Source organism: Streptomyces sp. NPDC085866 (genome assembly GCF_044541035.1).
Taxonomy (GTDB): Bacteria; Actinomycetota; Actinomycetes; order Streptomycetales; family Streptomycetaceae; genus Streptomyces.
The window spans coordinates 78,612-102,997 of the sequence record NZ_JBITSQ010000019.1; the positions used below are offsets into that span (position 1 = coordinate 78,612).

At 71.9% G+C, this 24,386-nt stretch carries 17 protein-coding genes; 5 read left to right on the top strand and 12 right to left on the bottom strand.

Going from position 1 to position 24,386, the window contains the following annotated elements; translation table 11 throughout:
• Nucleotides 1–93 precede the first annotated feature (93 nt).
• The 4 genes from ACIF83_RS37750 to ACIF83_RS37765 form a co-directional block, all read right to left on the bottom strand.
• The gene (locus ACIF83_RS37750) at nt 94–1,806 is read right to left on the bottom strand and encodes an LCP family protein (protein ID WP_399734005.1); all 1,713 of its coding nucleotides are present in this window, start codon (nt 1,804–1,806) and stop codon (nt 94–96) included.
• Between the two features lie 96 nt (nt 1,807–1,902).
• The gene (mgtA, locus tag ACIF83_RS37755; protein WP_399734008.1) at nt 1,903–4,653 is read right to left on the bottom strand and encodes a magnesium-translocating P-type ATPase; all 2,751 of its coding nucleotides are present in this window, start codon (nt 4,651–4,653) and stop codon (nt 1,903–1,905) included.
• The gene (locus ACIF83_RS37760) at nt 4,646–5,008 is read right to left on the bottom strand and encodes an ArsR/SmtB family transcription factor (protein ID WP_393482682.1); all 363 of its coding nucleotides are present in this window, start codon (nt 5,006–5,008) and stop codon (nt 4,646–4,648) included. Before ACIF83_RS37760 ends, mgtA begins: the two co-directional genes overlap by 8 nt.
• Nucleotides 5,009–5,086: 78 nt before the next feature.
• Nucleotides 5,087–5,587 (bottom strand): hypothetical protein, encoded by a 501-nt coding sequence (locus tag ACIF83_RS37765; RefSeq protein ID WP_393482685.1) that lies wholly within the window; start codon nt 5,585–5,587, stop codon nt 5,087–5,089.
• Between the two features lie 295 nt (nt 5,588–5,882).
• Here ACIF83_RS37765 and ACIF83_RS37770 point away from each other — a divergent pair, with 295 nt between their 5' ends.
• Nucleotides 5,883–7,244: an alkaline phosphatase gene (locus ACIF83_RS37770; protein WP_399734012.1), complete on the top strand. Its 1,362-nt coding sequence runs from the start codon at nt 5,883–5,885 to the stop codon at nt 7,242–7,244.
• A 57-nt stretch (nt 7,245–7,301) separates the two neighbouring features.
• On the opposite strand, the gene ACIF83_RS37775 is transcribed toward ACIF83_RS37770, so the two are convergent.
• From ACIF83_RS37775 to ACIF83_RS37790, 4 genes are read right to left on the bottom strand one after another with little or no spacing between them, the layout of a single operon-like run.
• Complete coding sequence (locus ACIF83_RS37775) at nt 7,302–8,606, bottom strand: MFS transporter (protein WP_399734015.1); 1,305 nt, start codon at nt 8,604–8,606, stop codon at nt 7,302–7,304.
• Nucleotides 8,603–9,814, bottom strand: a complete 1,212-nt coding sequence (locus ACIF83_RS37780) for a type III PLP-dependent enzyme (protein ID WP_393482692.1) — start codon at nt 9,812–9,814, stop codon at nt 8,603–8,605. Before ACIF83_RS37780 ends, ACIF83_RS37775 begins: the two co-directional genes overlap by 4 nt.
• Nucleotides 9,811–11,523, bottom strand: coding sequence for an IucA/IucC family protein (locus tag ACIF83_RS37785; RefSeq protein ID WP_399734018.1), 1,713 nt, complete (start codon nt 11,521–11,523; stop codon nt 9,811–9,813). The genes ACIF83_RS37780 and ACIF83_RS37785 overlap by 4 nt, the downstream gene beginning before the upstream one ends.
• A 37-nt stretch (nt 11,524–11,560) precedes the next feature.
• Complete coding sequence (locus ACIF83_RS37790; protein ID WP_399734021.1) at nt 11,561–13,135, bottom strand: IucA/IucC family protein; 1,575 nt, start codon at nt 13,133–13,135, stop codon at nt 11,561–11,563.
• A gap of 407 nt (nt 13,136–13,542) precedes the next feature.
• Between ACIF83_RS37790 and ACIF83_RS37795 the strand changes: the two genes are divergently transcribed.
• The 4 genes from ACIF83_RS37795 to ACIF83_RS37810 all read left to right on the top strand — a co-directional run bounded on the left by ACIF83_RS37795 (nt 13,543) and on the right by ACIF83_RS37810 (nt 19,153).
• Nucleotides 13,543–14,304 (top strand): response regulator transcription factor, encoded by a 762-nt coding sequence (locus ACIF83_RS37795; protein WP_399734024.1) that lies wholly within the window; start codon nt 13,543–13,545, stop codon nt 14,302–14,304.
• A complete protein-coding gene (locus ACIF83_RS37800; protein ID WP_399734027.1) occupies nt 14,301–15,791 on the top strand; it encodes a sensor histidine kinase in 1,491 nt (496 codons plus the stop codon). Before ACIF83_RS37795 ends, ACIF83_RS37800 begins: the two co-directional genes overlap by 4 nt.
• Nucleotides 15,792–16,174: 383 nt before the next feature.
• A complete protein-coding gene (locus ACIF83_RS37805; RefSeq protein WP_399734030.1) occupies nt 16,175–16,990 on the top strand; it encodes a chaplin family protein in 816 nt (271 codons plus the stop codon).
• 183 nt (nt 16,991–17,173) lie between these two features.
• A complete protein-coding gene (locus ACIF83_RS37810) occupies nt 17,174–19,153 on the top strand; it encodes a hypothetical protein (RefSeq protein ID WP_399734033.1) in 1,980 nt (659 codons plus the stop codon).
• 18 nt (nt 19,154–19,171) lie between these two features.
• Here ACIF83_RS37810 and ACIF83_RS37815 read toward each other — a convergent pair whose 3' ends face one another.
• From ACIF83_RS37815 to ACIF83_RS37830, 4 genes are all read right to left on the bottom strand, one after another.
• Nucleotides 19,172–20,281: a PH domain-containing protein gene (locus ACIF83_RS37815; RefSeq protein WP_399734036.1), complete on the bottom strand. Its 1,110-nt coding sequence runs from the start codon at nt 20,279–20,281 to the stop codon at nt 19,172–19,174.
• Between the two features lie 109 nt (nt 20,282–20,390).
• On the bottom strand, nt 20,391–22,937 hold the full coding sequence (locus tag ACIF83_RS37820) for a DUF4118 domain-containing protein (protein ID WP_399734039.1): 2,547 nt from the start codon (nt 22,935–22,937) through the stop codon (nt 20,391–20,393).
• 2 nt (nt 22,938–22,939) lie between these two features.
• Entirely contained in the window at nt 22,940–23,623 is a 684-nt protein-coding gene (locus ACIF83_RS37825) for a response regulator (protein WP_393482716.1), read from the bottom strand.
• Nucleotides 23,624–23,714: 91 nt separating this feature from the next.
• Complete coding sequence (locus ACIF83_RS37830) at nt 23,715–24,383, bottom strand: potassium-transporting ATPase subunit C (protein ID WP_399734042.1); 669 nt, start codon at nt 24,381–24,383, stop codon at nt 23,715–23,717.
• Nucleotides 24,384–24,386: the final 3 nt, after the last annotated feature.

The following is a 24,386-nucleotide window of genomic DNA, read 5'->3' on the forward strand; positions in this document are numbered from 1 at the left end:
CCGTGTCGCCGGCGCTGTCGTCGTCCTTCATGGCCTTGGCCTCGCTCTTCTTCATGATTGCCGCCTTGCACGACTGTGCAACCCGGCGGTGGATCAGTTGTCGGAGTCGGGCTTGGTGCGTGCCGCCGCGTAGGCCTGGGCCGGTGTCATGGGGACGCCGTTGAGCTCCACCGTCTTGTAGGGGCTGACCTTGGCGCAGGTTTTGGCCTGGTCGGCGGTCTGGGCGTGGGCGTTGGAGACGGCCGCCTTGGTGTCCGCGGGTGCGGAGGCGCCGCCGGGGTAGGTGGTGCCGCTGGGCCAGTCGCTGCCGATGATCAGGGTCAGGCCGGGGCCGGTGCCCTTCTTCAGGTGCGAGGCGGACAGGCCCAGCGCCTTCGCGGCCGTCTGCGCCTCCCCCTTGTGGCCGGTGCCGTAGGCCAGGGTGGTCGTGGTCGCGGGGCTGGGCGCGTTGGCGGTGGTCGTGTCCGGGCTGAAGCCCTGGCCGGTCAGCGCCGTCGCGACGGCGGAGGCACGGCCGGTGACCGCGGTGCCGTTCTCCACCGTCACCGCGATCCGGGACCTGGGCACGGCCGGGGCCTTCGCGGTCGCCGAGGCCGCCGCCGACTTCCTGCCCGAGCCGGTGGTCAGGGACTGGTCGTTCGCGATGGTCGCGAACAGCGTCCTGGCGCCCGCACCCACCACCACACGGTTGCTGTCGTTCGGGTCGCTGCCGGTCTGCATCGTCGTGAAGGTCATCCGCTTGGTGGGGACCTTGTTCAGATCCGCCGCCAGCGCGATCAGCTTCTTCACCGTGCCCAGCCCGTCGTCCACGGTCAGCGCCTTGGTGGCCGCGTCGGCGAGATCGTAGACCGCGGCGGGATCGGTGAGCGTGCCCGCGCTCTTGAACTTGCGGATCATCGCACTGAGGAAGATGTGCTGCGAGACGGTGCGCCCCAGATCGCTGCCGTCACCGAAACCATGCCGGGAACGCACGAACTCCAAAGCCGCCACCCCCTTGAGCGTGTGACCGCCCTTGGACAGCTTCAGATGCGAGTACGTGTCGTAGACGTCGTCACTGACACACACGGAGACACCGCCCACCGCATCCGACATCTTCACCACACCCGAGAAGTCCAGCTTCACGAAATGGTCGATGGGAATCCCGGTGAGCTGGTGGACGGTGGCCACCTGACAGGCCGGACCGTACTGCAGCGCACTGTTGATCTGCCCGTAGTAACCCGCCGTCGACCGACCCGTCGCACGGTCCTTGCACGCCGGAACCCGGGTCATCGTGTCCCGCGGGATACTCATCACCGTCGCGTTCGAACGGTCCGCGGATATGTGCACCACCATCTGCACATCCGCGTTGCTGCCCGTCTGCACCCCGGTCCGCGAACAACCGCCACCCAGCTTGCAGTCCGCCTTGCTCGTCCGCCCGTCCGACCCCATCACCAGGATGTTGATCGGCGTACGGCCGAACGCATCGGCCTTCTCCGTACCACCCTTGCCGTCCAGCGACACACTCTGGATGTTGCCGTTCAGATGCTGGTAGAACCACCAACCCGCGCCGGCGGTGACCACGACGAGGACGGACAGGCATATCCCGAGGATCTTCAGCGCCCGTTTGCCGCGCCCTGCCGGGCGGGCCCGGCGCCGCGAACGCCTGCTGCCGTGCGACCGTGAGCCGCCCTGCGAGCGGGACGCGGCTCGGGCCGCGGCCCGGCCGCCCGGGCGCGGTCCGTCGGGCTCGCCCGTGCGCTGTCCGGGCACCCGGGCGCTGCGGCTGCGCGTGGCCTGGCCACCCCGGCCGTCCCACGGCTCGCTCATCTACCCACTCCCACGACGGTCGGGCCCATCACCTTGGTTGCGTGATTGCGCAATCTAACAAACCCGTGGCCCGAGCAGCACAGATCCACACACAATTCACAGCTGAGGCACCCCGCGGGCCGGCTGGAGCCTGCGCGAGGCGCGGGAGCCGGCCGCCAGGAGACCGGCGGCGTACACGGCCAGGACGGCGACGAGCAGGACGTAGTACAGCGCAGGGAGGCCGGTCAGGCCAAGTGCCGGGCCGAGCGGTGAGGGCGGAAGCGCCAGGCCGATGACGGCGAGGGCGAGCGCGGCCCAGGTGACGGGGCCCGGCCTGCGGCGGCCGGCGACGGGGGTCCCCACGCTCGAACGAAGTGGAGAGCGGGGAAGGCGGCCGGCCCGGAGCAGCACCATGACCAGGGCCTGGGTGAGGAGGTTCTCGGTGAACCATCCGGAGTGGAACACCGCCTCGTCGTCCCCGGTCCCCGGCCCGTGCAGGGCGAGGGCGAGGACGGCGAAGGTGGCGAGGTCGGCGACCGCGTTGAGCACTCCGAAGCCGGTGATGAAGCGCAGCAGGTCGCGCGGGCGCAGTTCCGTCGGCCGGCGCGGCACCGAGGGGTGCGGCCGGTCGTGGGCAAAGGCGAGCTGGGCGGCGTCGAAGCACAGGTTCTGGGTGAGGACCTGCGCCGGGAGCATCGGCAGGAAGGGCAGGAGCAGGCCGGCGGAGAGCATCGCGATCACGTTGCCGAGGTTGGAGGAGAGCGTGACGCGCAGGTAGGTGGCGATGTTGCCGCCCGCGTGCCGGCCCGCGGCGATGGCGTGGTCGAGCGTGGTGAGGTCCTTCTCGGCGAGTACGACGTCGGCGCCCTCGCGCGTCACGTCGGCGGCGTCGCGCGGGGCGATGCCGACGTCGGCGGCGCGCAGCGCGGGGAGGTCGTTGACGCCGTCGCCGAGGAAGCCGACGGTGTGTCCGGCGGTGCGCAGGGCCCGGGTGATCCGGGCCTTGTGGTCCGGGGTGCAGCGGGCGAAGACGGTCGTACGGCGGGCGAGGGCGGAGAGTTCGGCGTCCGTGAGCGTGTCGATGCGGCCGGCGTCGAGAATCGCGTCTTCGGTGACGGGGATGCCGAGGTCGCGGCAGGCGCGGGCGGCGGTGCCGGGGTGGTCGCCGGTGAGGATCTTCACGGCGACACCGCGGTCGGTGAGGTTCTGCAGCGCCTCGGCGGCGGTGGGCGCGAGTGCGTCGCGCAGGGTGACCAGGCCACGGAAGGTGAGGCCGCGTTCGTCGGCCGGGGTGTAGTCACGGGTGCGCGCCGGGCGTTCGGCGGTGGCGACCGCCAGGACACGCAGGCCGTCGCCGGCCTGAGCGGCGGCACGGCCGGACAGGCTCCGGCGCTCCTCGTCCGTCAGCGCGCAGCGCTCCAGGACGGCCCGGACGTCTCCCTTCACGACCAGGGTGTGCCGACCGAGACGGCCCGGGGTGCGGACGACGGCGGTGGCGAGCCGGCGCACCGGGTCGAACCCGACGGTCGCCACACCGTCGTACGCCATGAGGTCGTCCGCGTCGGCGGCCTCCAGGAGCGCCTCGTCCAGGGCATCGGGTTCCGGCAGGTCGGCGAGGTGCAGGGTCCACCAGGCGTTGACGGCGGCCCAGCGCAGCACCTCGGGGTCGTCCCGGCCGTCGGGGCCGAGGGCGCGGTGCGTCACCGGCCGGTCCTGGGTGAGGGTGCCGGTCTTGTCCAGGCACAGCACGTCGACGGCACCGAGGTCGTGCAGGGCGGGCAGCCGTCTGACGATCACCCCGTGCGTCCGGGCGAGCAGCGAGGCGCCGCGGGCCAGGCAGGTGGTGACGAGGACCGGCAGCATCTCGGGGGTGAGCCCGACGGCCACCGCGACGGCGAACGGCAGCGTCTCCAGGCCGCGTCCGCGCAGAGCCGCGTTGGCCATGAGAACCAGCGGCGGGGTCAGCAGCATGAACCGGATCAGGATCCAGGAGATGCCATGGACGGAGCGGTCGAAGGCGCTCGCTTCCCGGAGACCGGCCGAACGGCTGTGGGCGGCGGCGAACCGGGTCCGCGCGCCGGTCGCGGTGACGACCGCGGTGGCGCTTCCCGAGACGACGCTGCTGCCCTGGAAGCAGCGCTGTCGCTGTTCGAACTCCCCCACTCTCGACGGCGCCCGAGCGGGGGGACCCCCATCGCCGCCGGCGCGGTGCGGGGCGTCCGAGGCGGACTTGGCGACGGGCGCCGACTCCCCCGTCAGCGCGGACTGGTGCACCGTCAGGCCGTGCGCCCGCAGCAGTCGTACGTCCGCCGGCACCAGGTCGCCCGGGCCGAGCCGGACCACGTCCCCGGGGACCAGCTCGTCCAGCGGTAGTTCCCGGCTCGTGGGCGGCGCGTCCTCGTCGGCGCGGCGCACCACCGTGGCGGTGGTGGCGACGAGGTCCCGCAGGGCGGCCGTGGACCGGTCGGCCCGGTGCTCCCCGGTCGCCCTCAGCACGCAGCTCACCACCACCAGGAGGAGGATCACCGAGGCGGTCCCCCAGGCGAAGACGGCCGCCGACACCAGCCCGAGGCAGAGCAGGACCGCGGTGAACGGGTCCCGCAGGCTGCGGACGAACAGCTGTGGCCAGGTGGCTTCCCGCAGGGCCGGGAGCACGTTGTCGCCGAACCGGGCCAGCCGCTGCTGCGCCTCCGTCTCGGTCAGACCCCGGGGACTCGCGTCCAGCTTCCGCAGCACTTCGAGCACGGTCGGCGCGGAGCGCCCGGCACGGGACCGCACGGCGGCCGCCCGGTCGCCGCCGAACGCCGTCGGGGCACCGGCGTCCGGCGCCCTCGCGTCCGGACCCGGGGGCGCGGTGCTCTCAGCCACCGATCCCGCGCAGCCGGTATGCCGGCGCGGAGGCCTGCTGCGAGCGAGCGGTGAGCTGTCCGACCAGCACCCGCACGACGGTCACGATGTCGGGGTCGTCGATGTAGTAGACCTGCCGGCGGCCCTCACGGCGGGAGCTGACGAGCCCGGCGAGCTTCAGCTTGGCCAGGTGCTGGCTGACCGCGGGCAGCGCACCGCCCACCCGGTCGGCGAGGTGCGTCACATCGCACTCGCCCTGCGCCAGCGCCCACATCAGGTGCAGCCGGGCCGACGAGGCGAGCAGCCCGAACGCGGCGGCCGCCGCCGCCAGCACCTCGGCCGACGGGTCCTCGAAGCCACCGGCGCTCTCCGTCACAGTCCTCTCCCGTCCCGCCCGGTTCACAGCCGACGCACATACGCCCGGCCATGGTACGGGTGCGTCCGGAGCCGGCTTCTAACGTGCGGCCCGGTCTCCGCGTTCCCTCATGAGCAGTTCCTCCAGGCGGCCGAGCAGGAAGGGCACGACCGCCCGCTCCAGGAGCGCCAGTTCCCACGTCTCGCGCGCTCGCGTCACGTCCGGGACGTCATCGACCGGGACGTCGTCGGCCGGGACATCGCTCGGGCCTGCGGCGGGGTCACGCTTCGCCGCCGCCCACCGCCAGGCCGCCTTCGCGGCGGACAAGCCCGTCTCGACTGCGGCCGACAGGGACAGGGGCCCGCCCGCACCGCGTGCCGCTGCCTCACCGCTCGCGCCCTCCGCCGCGGACCGGGCGCGGAGGTACTCCTGGTACTCGACGGTCGCCGCCGCGGTGATGGCGGTACGCGCCCGCACCGCCCGGGTGCGCAGCTGCTCCCGGTCGGCCACCCCCTCCGCACGGTCGAGGGCGTCCAGCACCTGCTGGGAGTTCAGAGCCTGGTCGAGCACACGCTCGAAGACGACGGCGGTCTCCGACACCGACGGTCCAGCACGCGTCATATGTCCCCCGATGAAGCCAACTGCGGGTGAGGACTGGCGAGTCTAATAGTTCCCGGATTGCGCAACCATTAAAGACTCACCCCCGGCGGCGATCTGGACGATCTTGAAAGCACTCGGGCCGCACGATTCGGCAGCCCGGTCGGGGCCCTTCTTGTGTCACGTCCCGGATATGCGCACTCGACCATTCGTTTACCCCTGCTTTGCGAACACCTGGTGGTCTGGCCTGCGTTGGTCAACGCATCCGCCCCGTCGGACGCCACAAGGAGTCAGTCACATGCCCGGACCCACCCGTCGTCACCTCACGGTCGCCACCGCGCTGGTCGCCGCCACGGCCGCCGTGGCGGTCGCCACCTCCGCCGGCGCCTTCGACAACGAGAGGCAGGCGAAGGACGCGATCAAGGGCGGGAAGGCGAAGAACGTCATCCTGCTCATCGGCGACGGCATGGGCGACTCGGAGATCACGCTGGCCCGTGACTACACGGTCGGCGCGGGCGGCCGCCTGAACATGGACAAGTTCCCGCTCACCGGCGCCTACACCACGTACGCCGTGCACGCGGACGGCACGCCGGACTACGTCACCGACTCCGCAGCGAGCGGCACCGGCTGGGCCACCGGCATCAAGACGGTCAACGGGCGCATCTCCAAGACCCCCGGCACCGACAAGGCCGTTCCCACCCTGCTGGAGCTGGCGAAGAAGAACGGCTACGCCACCGGCAGCGTCACCACCGCCGAACTCACCGACGCCACCCCGGCCGTCCTCGCCTCGCACGCCACCGACCGCTCCTGCCAGGGCCCGGCCGACATGGCCAAGTGCCCCACCGACACCATCGCGGCCGGCGGCCCCGGCTCGATCGCGGAGCAGTCCGTCAACCACAAGGTCGACGTCCTTCTCGGCGGCGGCAAGCAGCGGTTCGACCAGAAGGTCACCGACGGCAGGTACAAGGGCCTCACGGTCACCGAGCAGGCGCAGAAGCTCGGCTACCAGGTCGTCACCGACAAGGCGGGCCTGAGGAGCGCGAAGGCGGGCAAGCCCGTCCTCGGCCTGTTCGCCACGGGCAACGTGCCCGTCGAGTGGACCGGCAAGGCGGCCGCCGTCGGCGGCACCGACCCGCAGCACTGCGTGACCTCCAACCCCAACCGCCCGGCCGCCACCCCGAGCCTCGCCGACTCCGCCACGAAGGCCATCCAGCTGCTGGAGGCCAAGCAGAAGGCGATCCACTCGAACCAGGGCTTCTTCCTGCAGATCGAGGGCGCCTCGATCGACAAGCAGGACCACGCGGCCGACCCGTGCGGCCAGATCGGTGAGACCGCCGCCTTCGACCGCGCGGTCAAGGTGGCCCGCGCCTACGCCGCCAAGCACCCCGACACCCTGGTCGTCACCACCGCCGACCACGGCCACACCAGCCAGATCGTCCCGCTGGAGGCCACCCCGCCCGGCCTGTCCTCCACGCTCGTCACCGACGAGGGCCAGCAGCTGAAGGTCAACTACTCGACCAACACCCCGGGCCAGTCCCAGGAGCACACCGGAACCCAGGTCCGCATCGCCGCCCAGGGCCCGCAGGCGTTCCGCGTCCTCGGGGTCACCAACCAGACCGACCTGTTCACCACGATCCGCGAGGCCCTGCGCCTGCGCTGACCCAGGTGAGCCGAAGAAGGGGAGGCCGATGACCGGCCTCCCCTTGCGCTGTGTGCGTCAGAGGTCGGCCGACCGGTCCCTTGCCGGCCGGGCCGGCGTGCGGGGTGAACCGGTTACGGAGGCGGCTCTCGTGACTCGGGAGCGCCGCTGGTTCCGGCCTGGGAGCAAGGCGGAGAGCGCGAGCGCGGACGACGCCGAGACGACGCCGCCCAGAAGCAGCGTGGAGCGGGCGCCGAGGACGTCCGACAACAGGCCCACCAGCGGGGCGCCTACGGGGGTGCCGCCGAGGAGGACCAGGAAGTAGACGGACATGACGCGGCCCCGCACGTCCGGGTCGGCATGGAGCTGGGTGAGCGCGTTGGCGGTGGTGGTCACGGTCACCGAGGCGAAACCGGTGGGGACGAGCAGGGCCATGAACGCGCCGTAGCCGGGTATCAGGCCCAGCGTGGCTTCCAGTGCCCCGAAGACCACCGTGGTGGTGATCAGGCGTCGGATGCTGGGGGGCTTCGCGCGGCTCGCCCCGTGGATCGCGCCGATCAGGCTGCCCAGGGCGTAGGCGGCGGACAGGTAGCCGAAGGCGGCGGCGCCCGTGTGGAAGACCGTGACGGCCACGAGCGAGATGGTGACCTGGAAGTTGAGGCCGAAGGTGCCGACGAAGGCGATGAGGCTCATCGGCAGCAGCAGTTCGGGGGTGGAGGTGATGTCGCGCAAGGCGTCGCACAGTCGGGCACGGCCGGGACGCGGCCGGCCGTGATCGCCCGGCTCGTCGGCGCGGATGGTGATCAGGCCGTACAGGACGGCCAGGTACGAGGCGGCGTTCACGAGGAACACCGGGCCTGTGCCGAAGGAGGCGACCGCCAGGCCCGCGAGGGCGGGGCCGAGGATGCGGGCCACGTTGAACTGCGCGGAGTTCAGGCCGACCGCCGTGGCCACGCGCTCCCGGGCGACCAGTTCGGAGATGTACGCGTTACGAGCGGGGCTGTCCACGGCGGTGGCGGCGCCGAGGGCGAAGGCCAGCGCGTAGACGGACAGCAGGTTCACCGCCCCGGTGACGGTCAGCAGTCCGAGCAGGAGCGACTGCACACCCATGGCGGTCTGGGTGAGGAGCAGAAGCCGTCGCTTGCAGCACCGGTCGGCCAGGACGCCTCCGGTCAGACCGAACAGGGTCTGGGGAAGGAACTGCAGTGCGGTCACGATGCCGACCACACGGCCGCTGTCGCCGGTGATGTGCAGGACGAGCAGGTCCTGGGCGGCGCGCTGCATCCACGTGCCGATGTTGGAGACCAGTTGCCCGAGAAGGTAGCGACGGAAGTTCCGGAGAGTGAGTACGGCCGTCACCGGCGCGGGGAAGCCCGCGCTCATGACTGCTGACGGGCGTACGTGCCGGTGACCGGCACCTCCGCGTCGTCGATGTGCTGGAAGGTCGGGTGGGGATGCATGAGGAACGCGTGGTGGGAGATGTTCCAGGCATAGGCGCCGGCCATGGCGAAGGCGACCCGGTCGCCGACGCGCAGCCGGTCGACCATGACCCGGCGGGCCAGGACGTCCTTGGGCGTGCACAACTGTCCGACCAGCGTCACCGGCTCGTCACGGGCCTCCGGCCGCTCCCAGTGCCGCGGCCAGGCGTCGTCGGGAATCACCTCGAAGGGCTGGTCGTGCTGTTTCGCGGCCGGGGTACGCAGATGGTGGGTGCCCCCGCGCAGCACGGCGAACGCCTGCCCGCGGCTGAACTTGATGTCCAGGACCTGGGTGACGTACCAGCCGCAGTAGGCGGTGACCGAGCGGCCGGGCTCGATCCGCAGCGTGAGGCGAGGGTGGCGGGACAGGAGCGGGCGCAGTCCGGCGCCGAAGGCCGGCCAGTCGAACTTCCTCGACGGACGGTCGTAGTCGACGCCCATCCCGCCTCCGACGTTGACCTCGGCCAGACCGGCTCCACGCCGGCGGGCCCAGCCTTCGGCCCAGGTCAGGATCTCCTCGACCAGGGCCAGTTGGGCCGGGGCCCGGAGTCCGCTGGCCAGGTGGAGGTGGAGGCCGCGCAGTCGGACACGCGGGTCGCAGGCGGTGATCTCCAGACAGCGGTCCAGCTGCGCGGGATCCATGCCGAAGGGGCTGGGGTGCCCGCCCATCGCGAGTGCGACCCGCCCGACGTCGACGGGCAGGTTGACGCGCAGCAGGGCGTCCACGGTCCGCTCGCCCAGCAGGGTGGTGACGAGGCGCAGTTCGTGTTCGCTCTCGATGTGCAGGCGCTCCACTCCGGCGTCCAGGGCCTGGCCCAGCTCTGTCACTGTCTTACCGGGGCCTCCGAAGGCGATCGGTGCCTTGGGAGCGATCCGGCGGACGTGGCTCAGTTCACCGCCGGAGGCCACCTCGAACCCGTCGACGCACCCGGCCAGTGTCCGCAGGATCCGGGGATCGGAGTTGGCCTTGGCCGCGTACAGCAGCTCGACACGTTCCGGCAGTGCGGCCCGGATGGCGTGGACGTGCCGGCGCAGGTCCGGCAGGTCGTAGACGTACGCGGGCAGGTCGTCGTCGGGCATCCGGCCGACATGGTCGAGCACCGCGGGCCTCACCGGACCGCCTCCCGGGGGAAGTCCGCACCGAGCGGGCTGGTCAGGGGGACATAGGTGGCGTGCCGGTCGGCCTTGCGGGCCCAGCGCAGCAGGAGGTTGGCCTTCGCGGGCAGTGGCACTCCGGACAGCAGGGCGCGCAGACGCGGCGGTTCGGCGGCGGTGCGGGCGTAGGCGTCGAGCTGGTCGCTCACCAGACCCCAGAGGGCCGGTTCCAACGTCGGGTCGAGGTCGGCCAGGGCGCCGAGCAGTTCGGCGATGTGGTTGACCAGGAGGCAGTACGCGACCCGGTTCCAGCCGTGTTCGGCGTCGTAGGTGAGGGGGCCGCGGACGTCCTCGGGCAGGTCACGGAGGGCGCCCTGGTGATACCCGGGCAGGAGCTTGGTGCCCTCCAGGTCGCGGAAGAACATCTGCGCCGGGGTGCCGTCCGTGTTCACACCGACGACGACGTTCTGCAGATGGGGCTCCAGTACGACGCCGTGCTCGAAGTAGGCGGCCAGCACCGGTGGCAGCAGCAGCCGTAGGTACGCCTCCCACCAGGCCAGGACATCCCCGTCGCCGCGGGCGAGGAGGTGGGAGACATGTGCCGTGCTGGTGGGGTACTCGTCCGCCACCGCGGCGGCGAGCAGGGGTGTCACTCCGGGACGCAGGTGGTGGCGCAGGCCGGAGCGGACGATGACGCCGAGACCCTCCAGGAGGGCGGTGTCGCCCTGCGCGTCGAGGGTGCGATAGCCGGGCTCGGCGAGGAGCGCGCATCCCGGGAAGCGGGCGGCCAGCCCGGCGAAGAGGGGCTGGAGCAGCCGGTTGAGGGCGACGCCGCCGGTCAGTTCGTAACTGGCGTGCTTGCGCACGCAGTTGGTGAGACGGACGTTCAGGCTGAACTTCAGGAAGGTGTCGGTGCCCGGGTGGTAGAGCGTGCGCACCGACGCGGTCGGGACCAGCTCCGGTCCGCTCACTCCGGTGTCGACGACATCGCCGGCGGCCACTGCCTCGCGCAGCCGGTCGTGGCCCTCGAGCAGCCGGTACTGCCAGGGGTGCACCGGCAGTGTCGCGAAGCCCGGCTCGGGCGTCGGATGCAGCGCGTCCATGTCGGACAGCTCGCCCTCCTCGCGTACGAGACGGTGGCGTACGGCCAGGTAGCGCAGGCGGAAGCGCGCGCCTGTCTCGGGGCCGTACGCCAGCCAGTCCACCGGGTCGCCGGTGCGGGCCTTCGGAGTGGGGTGGAACCGATGGCCGAACACCAGGGACTGCTCGGACGCCACGTACGGGTCCGTGTGCGGTGTGACGTAGGCCCGCTCTTCCAACGTGGTGCGGATCGTCTCGCGGCTGTCGGCGACCTGGGCCAGGAACTCCTCGTTGGCGACCCCCGTACGCAGCTCCAGTTCGTCCCGGATGTAACCGGCCAGCTCCCTCCAGCCGACCGTCACCCAGGCGTCCCCGTCGAGCCGCTGCGCAGCGCCCCGGAAGCGGTGGGCTCCGATCAGCGAGACGCGGCGCAGCCGGGCGCGCAGCAGGAGGCCCCGACGGGGCAGACGCAGCAGGAGGTGGCCGTCGTCGACAGTCGCCTGATGCTCGGGGGCGGACACCTCTCGGATCAGGCAGTTGAGCAGCGTGTGGGCGGTGACGGCATCAGCCGTCCGCGTCGGTTCGGCGGCCGGTTCCGTGACGACGGTGGTGGCGGTCCTGTTGTCGGGGGCAGTGCCGATGGTCATACGGTCGCTCCAGTGGGACAGCGGTCGGTGTCGGATTTCAGCGGCACAGCGCGAGGGGGTTGGGAACGGACGTCCACTGCGCCTTGCCCGGGTTCTCGGCCAGGCGCATGGCGACGGTCGCCTTCAGCGGCATCGTGTCGCCGAGGAACGCTGCCGCGTCCTCGTGGTCCGGCAGGCCGGCGTACACCCGGCGGCCGACCTCGGCCACCGCGCCCCACGACGCCCGGAGATCGGCCGCCCGGGTCCGCGTGAGGACGTCGACCAGCTCGCTGAAGACTCCGCTGATCAGACCGCCGAACAGCTTGGTGTGCAGCGCGTCCACGTCGTCGCCCGCACGGGTGCCGAGCAGCGGCGGCAGCGCGAAGCCGCACCGGGCCAGGCGGCGGGGGCTGACTCGCACGCCGTCCAGATCCCGGTAGAGGACCCGCACCGGCCGCCCTTCGCGCAGCACGACCAGGGTGTTCTGGCCGTGCGCTTCCAGGGCCACCCCCATGGACAGCAGGGTGAGCGCGGGCGGCAGGACGAGCTCGGCGAGGTCCGTCAGCCAGCGCACCGGGTCTCCCGACAGCACGGTGGCTCCTGTCGCGTGGACGGCGGTGAGCGGAACCGCGATCTCCCCGGCGTCGAGGTGGCACTCGGTCGACTCCCGGATCATCGCCGCGAGGCTCGCCGAGGGCTGTCCGTCCACGCACACCGCGCCGCCGCCCAGCTCACGCAGGACACGAAGGCTGCTGCCGTACCCCGCCTTGTCGATGACGGCCGAGACCAGGTCGGACAGCGGGGGCCCGTCGGCGACCTCGGGCGGGGAGATGGTGCGCCGGTAATTCGTGACCTGCACGTCGAGCGCCGTCTTGATGTGGCAGCCCGGCAGGACGCCCAGCGGTGCCAGGGTGCGCAACGACAGCAACGGTCGGGCCGGGATCGTCTCCTCCATGACGACCAGGTCGGAGCGGTGCGACAGCACGTGCTCCCGCTGCCAGGGATGCAGCGGGAGCAGGATCGTGTCGCCGTCGCGCAGGTGCCGTGGCCAGACGCCGGCCCCCTGCCAGCGCTCGGCCGGGACACGGAGCAGCGCCAGCTGGACGATGGGGTGGTGCTCGGGAGCGTAGGCGAGCACCTCGGTGATCGACATGCCGGTACGCGTCCGGCAGCAGGGATGCTGGGGATGCCCGTCGACCACCGCCTGCTCGGCGTCCGCCGAGTCGTTCAGGGGGGCGGCCCGGACCGTGTTCGCGGCCCTGGCCAGAGCAAGGTTGACCACGCTGTTGTCGAGCTCGGCCGCCAGTCGCTCCGCCGCGCGGGTACGCAGGCCGAGCTGTGCCAGCAGCTGGGCCGGCTCGCTGATCGGCCCTTCCGGCCCGGACACGGCGAAGTCGTCGGGCACCTCGGCGAACGGACGCGCACAGGACTCGGCGGCGGAGAGTGAGCCGCCTCGTCGCAGCTCGACCACCAGGGTGCCGGATTCGCGGTGGTGGCCGCTCACCCCGGGCACGGGTTCTCGTACGAGGGCTCCCCACAGCCGGCCGAGCACGGTTGCGCGTGCTCCCGGGAGCGCGGTCGTGAAGGGCTCCACCAGGTCCGGTCGTGTGCGGCGTAGTTCGTCCATGGGCATGGGGTGTTCCCGGGTGCGTGTGGGGACGGTGTCGGCCCGAAAAACGCTACGGGAACGCAGTCAAGCGAATTGCCAGAGCGCATACAGGGGCGTCTCGAATTCCGTCGGACAATCGCGTTGTGACGGTTTTCCCGGGCTGATTCCGCTGGGGTTGCCCCGGCCGTTCCGGGCTGACCCTGGATCAGTTTTCGACCGCGTCCGGGGTCGCGCCGGTCTCGGGAACCGCTGGATTCACCCGGCGTTCGAAGTCTTGACTCTTTCCTAACTCCTCGCTGGAGAAATGCTGGATGTCGCCATCACACCGCGTCCGGCAATTACGTCGGACGAGTGGCGAAAGGATCACCGGCTCGGGGGAGGTTCCGGCGTTTGCCCCACACCCTCCGACCGGAGTCTGTGAACCTTTCGGCATGCGTGTCTTGCTGATCGAGGACGACGACCGGGTGGCCGGACCGTTGGTGGAGGGACTGCGCCGTTTCGGGTTCACCGTGGAACACGCCAGAAAGGGTGCCGACGGCCTCGCAGCGCCGGAGGCCGCGATGGTGTTGCTGGACCTGGGGCTGCCGGACATGGACGGCATCGACGTCTGCCGTGCACTCCGGTCCCGCTCGTCGGTGCCGATCATCATGATCACCGCCAGGGACGACGAGGTGGACCGGGTGCTCGGTCTGGAGTTGGGCGCCGACGACTATGTCTCGAAGCCGTTCGGCGTGCGGGAGCTCGTCGCCCGGATCCGCGCCGTCACCCGCCGCACCCGCCCCGCGGTGCTGGACACGCGCCGTGCGGAGCCGGACCCCTCGGATGCCCCACGGCACCCGGGGACGCCCGACGTCCAGCGGATCGGTCCGCTGACCATCGACCGCCGCACCCGGCAGGTCCACCTGCACCAGGCGCTGATCGCCCTCGCGCCCAAGGAGTTCGACCTGCTCGTCTGCCTCGCCGAAGACCCCGGAGCCGTCTGCTCCCGCAGACAGATCCTGGACACGGCATGGGAACCGCACTACTTCGGTCCCACCAAGACCCTGGACGTCCACATCGCCGCACTGCGCCGCAAACTCGGTGACTCCTCCTGGATCGAGAACATCCGCGGAATCGGCTTCCGCCTGGTTCCGCCGGCACACGTCGACGCCTCGTCCGCCGCCGAGTCGGTGCGCGGCGGAGCCCCCCGGTGACGCGTCGCCTCCTGCTCAGCCATCTGAGCCTCATACTGCTCGTCCTGCTCGCGCTCGAAGTGCCGTTCGGCATCTTCTACGCCCGCAGCGAGCTGTCCCGCTTCTCCCACGCGGCCCAGCAGGGGGCGATGACGCTCGCCGAGGTCTGCGAGGACAAGATGGAGCACGGACTGACAGCCGACCTGCCCGAACTGGCACGCGCGTACGGGCGGCGCACCGGCAGCCGCGTGCTCGTCGCCGGCCAGAAGGGCGTTGTCCTCACCGACACCGCTGCCCTCGCACCGGTCGGCAAGGACCTGTCCGCCGAGCCGGACGTCGCCGCCGCACTGCGCGACCGGCCCGCCGTCGGTACCCGGAGCGACCCGTCCACCGGTGGCGAAGTCCTCTTCGTCGCCGTGCCGGGCGGCTCCGGCGCCACCGTCCCCTGTGTGGTGCGGACCGTGTACGTGCTGGGCCCGCTCAGGGCAAGGATCCATGCCACCTGGCTGGCTCTCGCCGTCGTCGGTCTGGGCGTGCTGGCCGCCGTCGCACTGATCGGCTTCGTGCTCGCCCGCTCCATCACCCGCCCCGTCCGGGCCCTGGAACGCGCCACCGCACAACTCGCCGAAGGCCGGATCACCGATCCGCCGGCCACCGATCACGGGCCGCCGGAACTGCGCCGGCTGGCTGCGTCGTTCACGAGGACCGCGACCCGGCTTCAGCATCTGCTCCAAGCACAGGAGGCGTTCGCCTCCGAGGTGTCGCACCAGCTGAAGACCCCCCTGACCTCACTACGCCTGCGCCTGGAGAATTTCGAGCCGCACCTCGCCCCCTGCGCCCAGGACAGCCTCGACAAAGCGCTGGGGGAGATGGAACGGCTCAGTCGGATGGTGCAGGGACTGCTCGCGCTCGCCAGGCTGGAGAACTCCGCCATCAGGCCGGAGGCGGTCGATCTCGACGCCGTCGTCGCGGATCGGGCGGCCATCTGGGCAGCCTTCGCCGACGAACAGCACGTCGACCTCGTCGTCCCCGGAGCCACGGGCGTTCGCGTGTGGGCGGTTCCGGGAGCACTGGAGCAGATCATCGACAACCTGCTCTCCAACGCACTGCGCGTGTCCCCACCGGGAACCGCGATCACGCTGGCCGCTGTGACCGCCCCGAGGGAAGGCGGCCGTACGCCGCCCGTGGCCGAACTGCATGTGCGCGACCAGGGGCCCGGCATGACCGAGACCGAACGGCAAAGAGCCTTCGATCGGTTCTGGCGGGCCGCTGACGCCGACCACGACGGCACGGGCCTCGGCCTGCCGCTGGTCCAGCGACTCACCCGCGCCAGCGGTGGTGAGGTCACCCTCGAGGCGGCCTCAGGTGGTGGGCTCGACGCCGTCGTCCGCCTCCTGTGCGCCGAGAGCCACACGCTCCGGGGACGCCTGGGCACCTCGGCGGACGGTCACTTCGCAGGCTGGGCCGTGGGTCCGCGGTCGACGGCCCGTGCAGGTCGGGGCGGTTGAGCGCGGCGTGGTGGGACCGGATGGGCGGCCGAGCACCGGCTGCCTCGACCGGCCCGGCGGTCTGCGCCGCCGGTTCGGCCAACCGGGTGTCCAGGTCGGCGGCGGAAGCGGAGTCGGACGGGGCCGCCCAGTCCCGCAGGACTGCGTACTGCGCCGCGGTCGGGACCGCCGTGGCCTCCTCACCAGGAGGAACGTACGAGGAGATGCCGACTTGGCGGCACATTCTGTGCGCAGTGCCACCAGCGAGTTGTGCAGATCGGCGGTGCGAAAGGCTGATTCGTCATAACCCGGACGGGTAATCGACCGTTTCATCCTGTGCGGGCGAGTGCCCGCGACCATGTATGGAAGGCAGGGAACCTATGAAGCGGGTTACCCGAAACAGTGTGATCGCCGTCGTGGCCGCCTCGGGCGCGATGGCCATGGCAGCGTCGGCGCACGCCGACTCGACGGCGAACGGCTCCACGGCCGGTTCGCCCGGTGTGCTCTCCGGCAACACCATCCAGCTCCCCGTGCACGTCCCGGTGAACGTCTGCGGGAACACCGTGAACGTCGTGGGGCTGCTGAACCCGGCCGCGGGCAACTCCTGTGCCAACATCGGCGGCGCAGGCGGCAACTCCGCCCAGACGACGGCCCGGGGCACGGCCACGGACTCCCCGGGCGTCATCAGCGGCAACAACGTCCAGCTGCCCGTGCACCTGCCGGTGAACGTCAGCGGCAACACGGTGAACGCGCCCGGGGTTCTCAACCCGGTGTTCGGCAACACGTCCGTGAACGGCGGCTCCAGCGTCACCACCACGCCGCCGGTCAAGACCCCTCCGGTCAAGACCCCGCCGGTCCAGACCCCTCCGGTCAAGACCCCGCCGGTCCAGACCCCTCCGGTCCAGACCCCTCCGGTCCAGACCCCGCCGGTCCAGACCCCTCCGGTCCAGACCCCTCCGGTCCAGACCCCGCCGGTCCAGACCCCTCCGGTTCAGACCCCGCCGGTCCAGACCCCTCCGGTCCAGACCCCTCCGGTGAAGAGGCCGCCCGTCCCCGTTAACCACCCGCAGCCGGGTCACACCATCACCGTGCACCCCGGCACGACCCCGCTCGCGCACACCGGTGCGGACGGCATGCTGCCCGTCGCCGGCGCGAGCGTGGCCCTGCTCCTCGGCGGAACCGTTCTCCGCCGGCGATTCCGCGCCACGGCAGCACGCTGACCCGACCCACGGTGTCCGCGCCCCGGCAATGACGCTCGCCTGCGCATTGCCGGGCAAGCAGCAGCCGGAAATCTTGATCCACTCGAGACTGCCGGTTCCGGGCAATGTAAATCTTGGCCGGATACCGTCATCCTCCAGCCGGCGCCGGGAGCGGTGCCGTCGTCCAGGGGATCAGGAGTCGTCGTGGCAGTGAAGATACGGAGACCGGGAGCCGCCGCTGTCGCACTCGCGGCAGCAGCGGCGGCCGCGGTCGTATGGGGCCCCGCCCTGCCCGCCGCCGCCTCCGGCTACCCGGCCTCGGCCGGTCCGTGGAACACGGCGGCCGCCGTGACCGGCTCGGACGGCCAGCAGAGTCTGATCGACGTCAAGGTGGCCGGTGACGGCACCGCGTTCGCGCTGTGGCGCGACAAGCAGGCCGGGGCCTCCGGCTGGGAGATCCGGGCCGCCGTCCGGGCCGCCGACAGCGACGCGTGGGGCGCGCCCAAGACGCTGCTCACGAACCAGGGCGCGAGCGCCAAGGCCGTGCTGGCGGTGACCGCCGACGGCGGTGCCGTGGTGACCTGGCTGACCGGCAGCGGCGCCGACGGCTCGCTGGCCGCCCGCTTCGCCGCCTGGGACGCGGCGGCGGGCGATTGGTCCGACCCGGGCACGCTCGCGACCCACGACGGCCTGGACATGTCCACTCCGCGTCTCGCCGCGGCGGCCGACGGCACCGTCACCGCCGTGTGGGACCAGGGTGACGGCTCCCTGCACCACCAGGTGTGGACCGCCACCCTCGCCCCCGGCGCGTCCGCCTGGTCCGCGGCCGAGCCGCTGGGCTCCTTCTCCAGTGGCTCGTTCTGGAGCCTCGACCTCGCGGTGGCTCCCGACGGAGCGGCCACCACGGTGTGGGAGACCCGCGACAAGCTCGACGACGACAAGCACGTCGTCTCCACCGTCACCCGCTCCTCCGCCACCGGCGACTGGAGCAGCCCCGCGGTCCTGCCCGGCACCACCGCCACCTCCGGCGACGCGCAGGTGTCGATGGACGCCCACGACCGCACCACCGTGCTGTGGCACGACGCCAACGCCACCACGAACAAGACCGACCTGAAGTCCGCGACCCGGACGTCGCCCACGGGGGACTGGGGTTCCGCGCAGACCGCGGTCGGCTCGATCGACGACGGCGACCGCAGCGGCCCGCTGGCCGCCCCCGACGGAGACGTCACCTACGTGTGGGAGGGCTGGAGCAGCAGCGCCGGCACCCCGGTCGTGCAGACGACCACCCGCAGCGCCGCCACCGGCACCTGGTCCGCGCCGAAGACGCTGTCCACCGGGTACGTCGACCACCAGGTGTCCGCCGCCGTCGGCGCCGACGGCACCGTCCAGGTGGTGTGGCCGCAGACGCCCTCCATCGACAACGGCAACGACCACTACCTGGAGTGGGCGGTCCGGGCCGACGGCACGTGGAGCAAGGCGACCGCCCTCGACAGCACGCCCGTCGCGGACGTCCCCGACACGGACGCGCTGTCCGGCGAGATCGCCGCCGGACCCGACGGCCGGGCCACGCTGGTGTGGCGCAAGGCGGTGTACGTCTCCCCCGCGAGCTACACCTCCCAGCTGTGGGCCCAGTCCCAGACCCTGCTGACCAAACCGGAGATCACCTCCAAGGCCACCGTCAGCGGGACCGCCCGCACCGGCTCCAAGCTCACCTGCAACGCCGCCTGGACCGGCTACCACGCCACGGCCACCTGGTCCTGGCTGCGCGACGGCAGGACGATCTCGGGCGCCACGGCCAAGACCCGCACCCTGACCTCCGACGACTACACCCACAAGGTGTCCTGCAAGGTCACGGTCAGCAACGGTGCCGGGGCGACCGGTTCCACCTCGCCGGCCGTCGCGGTCGCCGTCGGCCCCGCCCTGAAGGTCACCAAGGCCCCGGCCGTCAGCGGCACCGCGAAGGTCGGCGCCAAGCTGACCGCGGCCCACGGCACCTGGTCGCCGGCCGCCACTTCCTACAGCTACTCCTGGAAGCGCAACGGCCACACCATCACCGGCGCCACCAAGTCCACCTACGTGCCGGTGAAGGCCGACCGGGGTCAGAAGATCACGGTCAAGGTCACCACCCACCGCTACGGCTGGACCAACGGATCGGCCACGACCGCGTCCGTGACCGTGCGCTGAGCGGGTCGCGAACCGTCGTCAGGCCCTGGTCGACCCCAGCGCGCGGATGATGCGCGTCAGGTCGGCCGGGGCCGCGGCCAGTCCGATCGGGGCACCGGCGTCGTCGAGTTCGGCGACGTGCCAGCTTCTGGGGACGGTGTCGCCGTCGCTGCCCCGGGCCCGTCGTACGTTCCTGACGGTCAGCCGCTCGACCGGGATGCGCTTCGCCGCGAAGCGGCCCGGGCCGGGAGTCACCGCGGGTGCGCCGTCCCCGAGGGCGATGTGGGTGCCGAAGCCGTGCGGGTTGAAGTCGGTGGGCTCCAGGAACCGGGCGGACACGAACACCTCGCCCCTATTCGGCTGTTCGGCCGTTCCGCCGGCCCCGCCCTCCTCCGGCCGTCCCTCCGCTGCCGCGCCCTCGGGCGTACGAATACGGGTCGCGCGCCAGGCCCCGGTGAGCAGGGCCAGGGTGAGCAGCGAGCCGGCGGCCGCCCAGGTGATCTGCGTGGGCGAGGAGAGCAGGTCGGTGGGGTGCAGGAAGCACAGGGGCAGCAGCCACAGGGCGGTGCCGGCCAGTGCGCCCGCGAACGGCAGGGCCGAGGGAAGGACTTCGTCGTCGGGCAGCCGGCGTGCCCGCAGACACCCCAGCACCTTCGCCGCCGGGTAGCCCGCGGCCAGGGCCAGCAGTGCCGCCACGACGGCCAGGGAGCGGGCGGTGGTGATGTGCTCGTGCCAGCTCTCCCCCGCCCCGGCCACCTTCATCACCTGCCCGCGCCAGACGGTCAGTTCCACGTGGTCACCGGCCTGGAAGTCCTGGGCCGCCTCGGCCGAGACCTCAAGCCGGTGCAGTGGCCGGCTGTCCGTGAAGTACAGCCAGCTGGGCTGCCTCGGCTGGTTGACGTCGGTGCTCGCGATCACCGCCGGGACGGTGGTCAGGCAGTCGTCGCGCCCGGCGGCGGGCGTCTGGGCCGTGCACGCTGTGGCCCTGCGCCAGGCCTGCTCGTCCGACGCGGCGTTCGGGACGAACCACGCGGCCACGCTCGCGGCCACGAGCAGCAGCGCGCACAGGGCCAGCGACCCCGCCCAGCCCCTGCCCGCGGTGCGGTTCGGGTGCGGGTGCGGGCGCGGGTGCGGTCGAACGTTCGTCATGTGTACAGCTTCCGTCCCTGTACGCCGCCGGTTCTTGTGCGGATCCCGGCAGTGTCAGGGCTGCCCACACTGCCGTGTTGCCACCCGCCCCGACCTGCGGAGCAGGCGTTCAGCTGATCGCCGTCTCCCGTGGTCCCGGCGCCGGCCGTGCCGGAACCGCCCCGGACCGCGGCAGGCTGAGGACCATCGTGAGCCCGCCTCCGGGTGTGTCCTCGGCGTTCAGCGTGCCGCCGATCGCCTCCGCGAAGCCGCGGGCCACCGCGAGGCCGAGACCCACTCCGGCGCCGCGGGGTGAGTCGCCGTAGCGCTGGAAGGGTTCGAAGATGCGGGATTTGGCCTCGTCGGGCACGCCCGGGCCTCGGTCGACGACACGGACCTCCACCCGGTCGGCGAGGGCGCTGGCCGCGACCAGGACCGGCTCGCCCGGCGGGCTGTACTTGACCGCGTTCTCCACGACGTTGGCGACCGACCGCTCCAGCAGGCCCCGGTCCACGTCGACCATGGGCAGGCTCTCGGGGATGTCCAGCTCGACGCTGTCCTCGGGTACGCCGCCCAGCGCCATCGGGATCACCTCGTCCAGGTCGGTCTCGCGCAGGAGCGGGGTGACGGTGCCGGTCTGGAGGCGGGACATGTCGAGGAGGTTGCCGACGAGGTGGTCCAGGCGGTCGGCGCCCTCCTCGATGGCCGCGAGGAGTTCGGCCCGGTCGGCCTCCGACCATTCGATGTCGTCCGTGCGCAGCGACGTGACCGCCGCCTTGATGCCGGCGAGCGGGGTGCGCAGGTCGTGGCTGACGGCGGCCAGCAGGGCGGTGCGGATGCGGTTGCCCTCGGCCAGTTCCTTCGCCTGGTCCGCCTCCTCCTGGAGGCGTCGGCGGTCCAGCACCACGACGGCCTGCGCGGCGAAGGCGGCCAGCACCCGCCGGTCCTCGGCGGGCAGGACACGGCCGGTCAGGGCGAGGGACATGTGGTCGCCGGCCGGGACCTCGACGTCCGCGTCCTCGGGGGTGGTGCAGGGGCGCGGGCCCACGCTGCCCGCGCAGGTCCAGGGCGCCACGTCGCTCGCGCGTTCCAGCAGGACGGCGGACTCCATGCCGAAGGTCTCCCGGACCCGTTCCAGCAGCTCCTCCAGGCCGGTCTCGCCGCGCAGCACACTGCCCGCGAGGAAGGAGAGGATCTCCGACTCCGCGCGCAGCCGCGCCGCCTGCTGGGTGCGCCGGGCCGCCAGACCCACCACCGAGGCGACCGACGCGGCCACCCCGACGAAGATCGCGATGGCGACGATGTTCTCCGGGTCGGCGATCGTCAGGGTGTGGACGGGCGGGGTGAAGTACCAGTTCAGCAGGAGGGATCCGGCCACCGCCGAGGCCAGGGCCGGGAAGAGGCCGCCCAGCAGGGCCGCCGCCACCGTCGCCGTCAGGAACAGCAGCATGTCGTTGGCGAGCCCGACGTCCGGGAACGCACTGCTCAGCAGCCAGGTCAGCAGGACGGGCCCGGCGATGCCGACCAGCCAGCCCCAGACGATCCGGGCCCGGCCGAGCCGCGCGCCCCGGGCCACGGGCAGTCCGCGGCCCTTGCCCGCCTCGTCGTGGGTGATGAGGTGCACGTCGAGGTCGGGGCCCGACTCCACGGCCACCGTGGCGCCGACGCCGGGCCCGAAGACGTACTGCCAGGCCTTGCGGCGGGAGACGCCGAGGACGATCTGGGTGGCGTTGACGCCGCGGGCGAAGTCCAGCAGCGCGGCCGGTATGTCGTCGCCGACCACGTGGTGGAAGGTGCCGCCCAGGTCCTCGACCAGGGTGCGCTGGACGGCGAGTTCCTTCGGGGAGGCCGACGTCAGGCCGTCGCTGCGGGAGATGTAGACCACCATCACCTCGCCGCCGGCGCCCTTCTCCGCCAGCCGGGCCGCACGCCTTATCAGGGTGCGTCCCTCGGGCCCGCCGGTCAGGCCGACCACGATCCGCTCGCGCGAGCCCCAGATGGCCGAGACCCGGTGCTCGGTGCGGTACTCCTGCAGATAGGCGTCGACCCGGTCGGCCACCCACAGCAGCGCCAGCTCGCGCAGCGCGGTCAGGTTCCCGGGCCGGAAGTAGTTCGAGAGGGCCGCGTCGACCTTGTCCGGCTTGTAGATGTTGCCGTGCGCCATACGGCGGCGCAGCGCCTCCGGTGACATGTCGACCAGCTCGATCTGGCCGGCCCGCCGTACGACCTCGTCGGGCACCGTCTCCCGCTGCCGCACCCCGGTGATCGACTCCACCACGTCGCCGAGCGACTCCAGGTGCTGGATGTTGACGGTCGAGATCACGTCGATCCCGGCCGCGAGCAGCTCCTCGACATCCTGCCAGCGCTTGGCGTTGCGGGAGCCGGGGACGTTGGTGTGCGCCAGCTCGTCGACGAGGGCCACCTGGGGACGGCGGGCGAGGACCGCGTCGACGTCCATCTCGGTGAAGGAGCTGTCCCGGTACTCGATGTCCTTGCGGGGTATCTGCTCCAGGCCGTGCAGCATCACCTCGGTGCGGGGCCGGTGGTGGTGCTCGACGTAGGCGACCACGCAGTCGGTGCCCCGCTCCACCCGGCGGTGCGCCTCGGACAGCATGGCGTAGGTCTTGCCGACGCCTGGAGCCGCGCCGAGGTAGATACGGAGTTTGCCGCGTGCCATGGTCACCCTTCGAAGCGGTAGCCCATGCCGGGCTCGGTGATGAGATAACGAGGACTCGAGGGATCGGACTCGAGTTTGCGTCGCAACTGGGCCATGTAGACCCGCAGATAGTTGGTCTTGTTGCTCTGGGAGACGCCCCAGACCTCGTGCAGCAGCTGCTTCTGGGTGATCAGGCGGCCCGGGTGGGTGACCAGGATCTCCAGCAGGTGCCATTCGGTCGGGGTGAGGCGTACGTCGTGGCCGTCCCGGACGACCTTCTTCGCGAGCAGGTCGATGGTGAACCCGTCCGTCCGGACCAGCGTGGTCTCCGGGACCAGCGGCAGCTCCTCGGTGCGGCGGACGGCGGCCCGCAGCCGGGCCAGGAGTTCGTCCATGCTGAACGGCTTGGTGATGTAGTCGTCGGCGCCGGCGTCGAGGGCCGAGACCTTCTCGTCGGAGGACTGCCGGGCGGACAGGACCAGGATCGGTACCCGCGTCCAGCCTCGTACGGCCTTGATGACGTCGACGCCGTCCATGTCGGGCAGGCCGAGGTCGAGCAGCACCACGTCCGGCTGGCGGGCCGCCGCCAGCCGCAGCGCGGTGGCGCCGTCGGGGGCCGCGTCGACGCCGTACTTGCGGGCCTGCAGATTGATCACGAGGGCCCTTACGAGCTGCGGGTCGTCCTCCACCACGAGCACCCGGGTCATGGGTGTACGCCTCTCCTGTCATGGCTGCGGGAGCCGGCGGTGCCGGGATGTCTCCCGGGCCGCCGGCTCCCGTGCGGGTCGCGTAAGGCCGTCACTGCTTGGCCGCGAGATCCTTGAGCGCGCTGTTCAGTTCGAGGACGTTCACCCGGGGCTCGCCGATGAAGCCCAGGGTGCGGCCCTCGGTGTGGTCCTTGACCAGCTTCTCGACCGCGGCGACGGACAGGCCGTTCTTCGCGGCGACCCGGTGCACCTGGAGTTCGGCGTACTCCGGGGAGATGGCCGGGTCCAGGCCGGAGCCGGAGGAGGTCACCGCGTCCGCGGGGACGTCCGACGGCTTGACGGTGTAGCCGGGCACCGAGTTGTCCTTGACGACGGCTGCCTTGGCGTCCTCGACCTGCTTGACCAGGTCCTTGTTGTCGGCGGCGAGGTTGGTCGCACCCGAAAGGATCAGCTTGTAGCGGGTGTTGACGCTGTTGGCGCCGAGCCCGTTGGCCGGGCGGCCCTGGAACCACTTCAGGTCCGCGTCCGGCGTGTCCTGACCCTTCTTCAGCGGCAGGTTGTACGACTGCCCGATCAGCGACGAGCCGACGACCTTGCCGTCCGCCTTGATCTCGGAGCCGTTCGCCTTGTCGTGGAACGCCGCCTGGGCGATGCCGGTGACGACCAGCGGATAGATGACGCCCGTGACCAGGGTCAGCACGAGCAGCGCCCGCAGGCCCGCCCCCAGCAACCGGGCCGTGTTCACAAAGGAGTTGTTCATGTC

What these genes read in the sequence shown, in the direction of transcription:
- ACIF83_RS37750 (WP_399734005.1), bottom strand. Translation starts at nt 1,806, where the DNA reads ATGAGCGAGCCGTGGGACGGCCGGGGTGGCCAGGCCACGCGCAGCCGC.
- ACIF83_RS37770 (WP_399734012.1), top strand. Translation starts at nt 5,883, where the DNA reads ATGCCCGGACCCACCCGTCGTCACCTCACGGTCGCCACCGCGCTGGTC.
- ACIF83_RS37775 (WP_399734015.1), bottom strand. Translation starts at nt 8,606, where the DNA reads ATGAGCGCGGGCTTCCCCGCGCCGGTGACGGCCGTACTCACTCTCCGG.
- ACIF83_RS37785 (WP_399734018.1), bottom strand. Translation starts at nt 11,523, where the DNA reads ATGACCATCGGCACTGCCCCCGACAACAGGACCGCCACCACCGTCGTC.
- ACIF83_RS37790 (WP_399734021.1), bottom strand. Translation starts at nt 13,135, where the DNA reads ATGCCCATGGACGAACTACGCCGCACACGACCGGACCTGGTGGAGCCC.
- ACIF83_RS37795 (WP_399734024.1), top strand. Translation starts at nt 13,543, where the DNA reads ATGCGTGTCTTGCTGATCGAGGACGACGACCGGGTGGCCGGACCGTTG.
- ACIF83_RS37815 (WP_399734036.1), bottom strand. Translation starts at nt 20,281, where the DNA reads ATGACGAACGTTCGACCGCACCCGCGCCCGCACCCGCACCCGAACCGC.
- ACIF83_RS37820 (WP_399734039.1), bottom strand. Translation starts at nt 22,937, where the DNA reads ATGGCACGCGGCAAACTCCGTATCTACCTCGGCGCGGCTCCAGGCGTC.
- ACIF83_RS37825 (WP_393482716.1), bottom strand. Translation starts at nt 23,623, where the DNA reads ATGACCCGGGTGCTCGTGGTGGAGGACGACCCGCAGCTCGTAAGGGCC.
- ACIF83_RS37830 (WP_399734042.1), bottom strand. Translation starts at nt 24,383, where the DNA reads ATGAACAACTCCTTTGTGAACACGGCCCGGTTGCTGGGGGCGGGCCTG.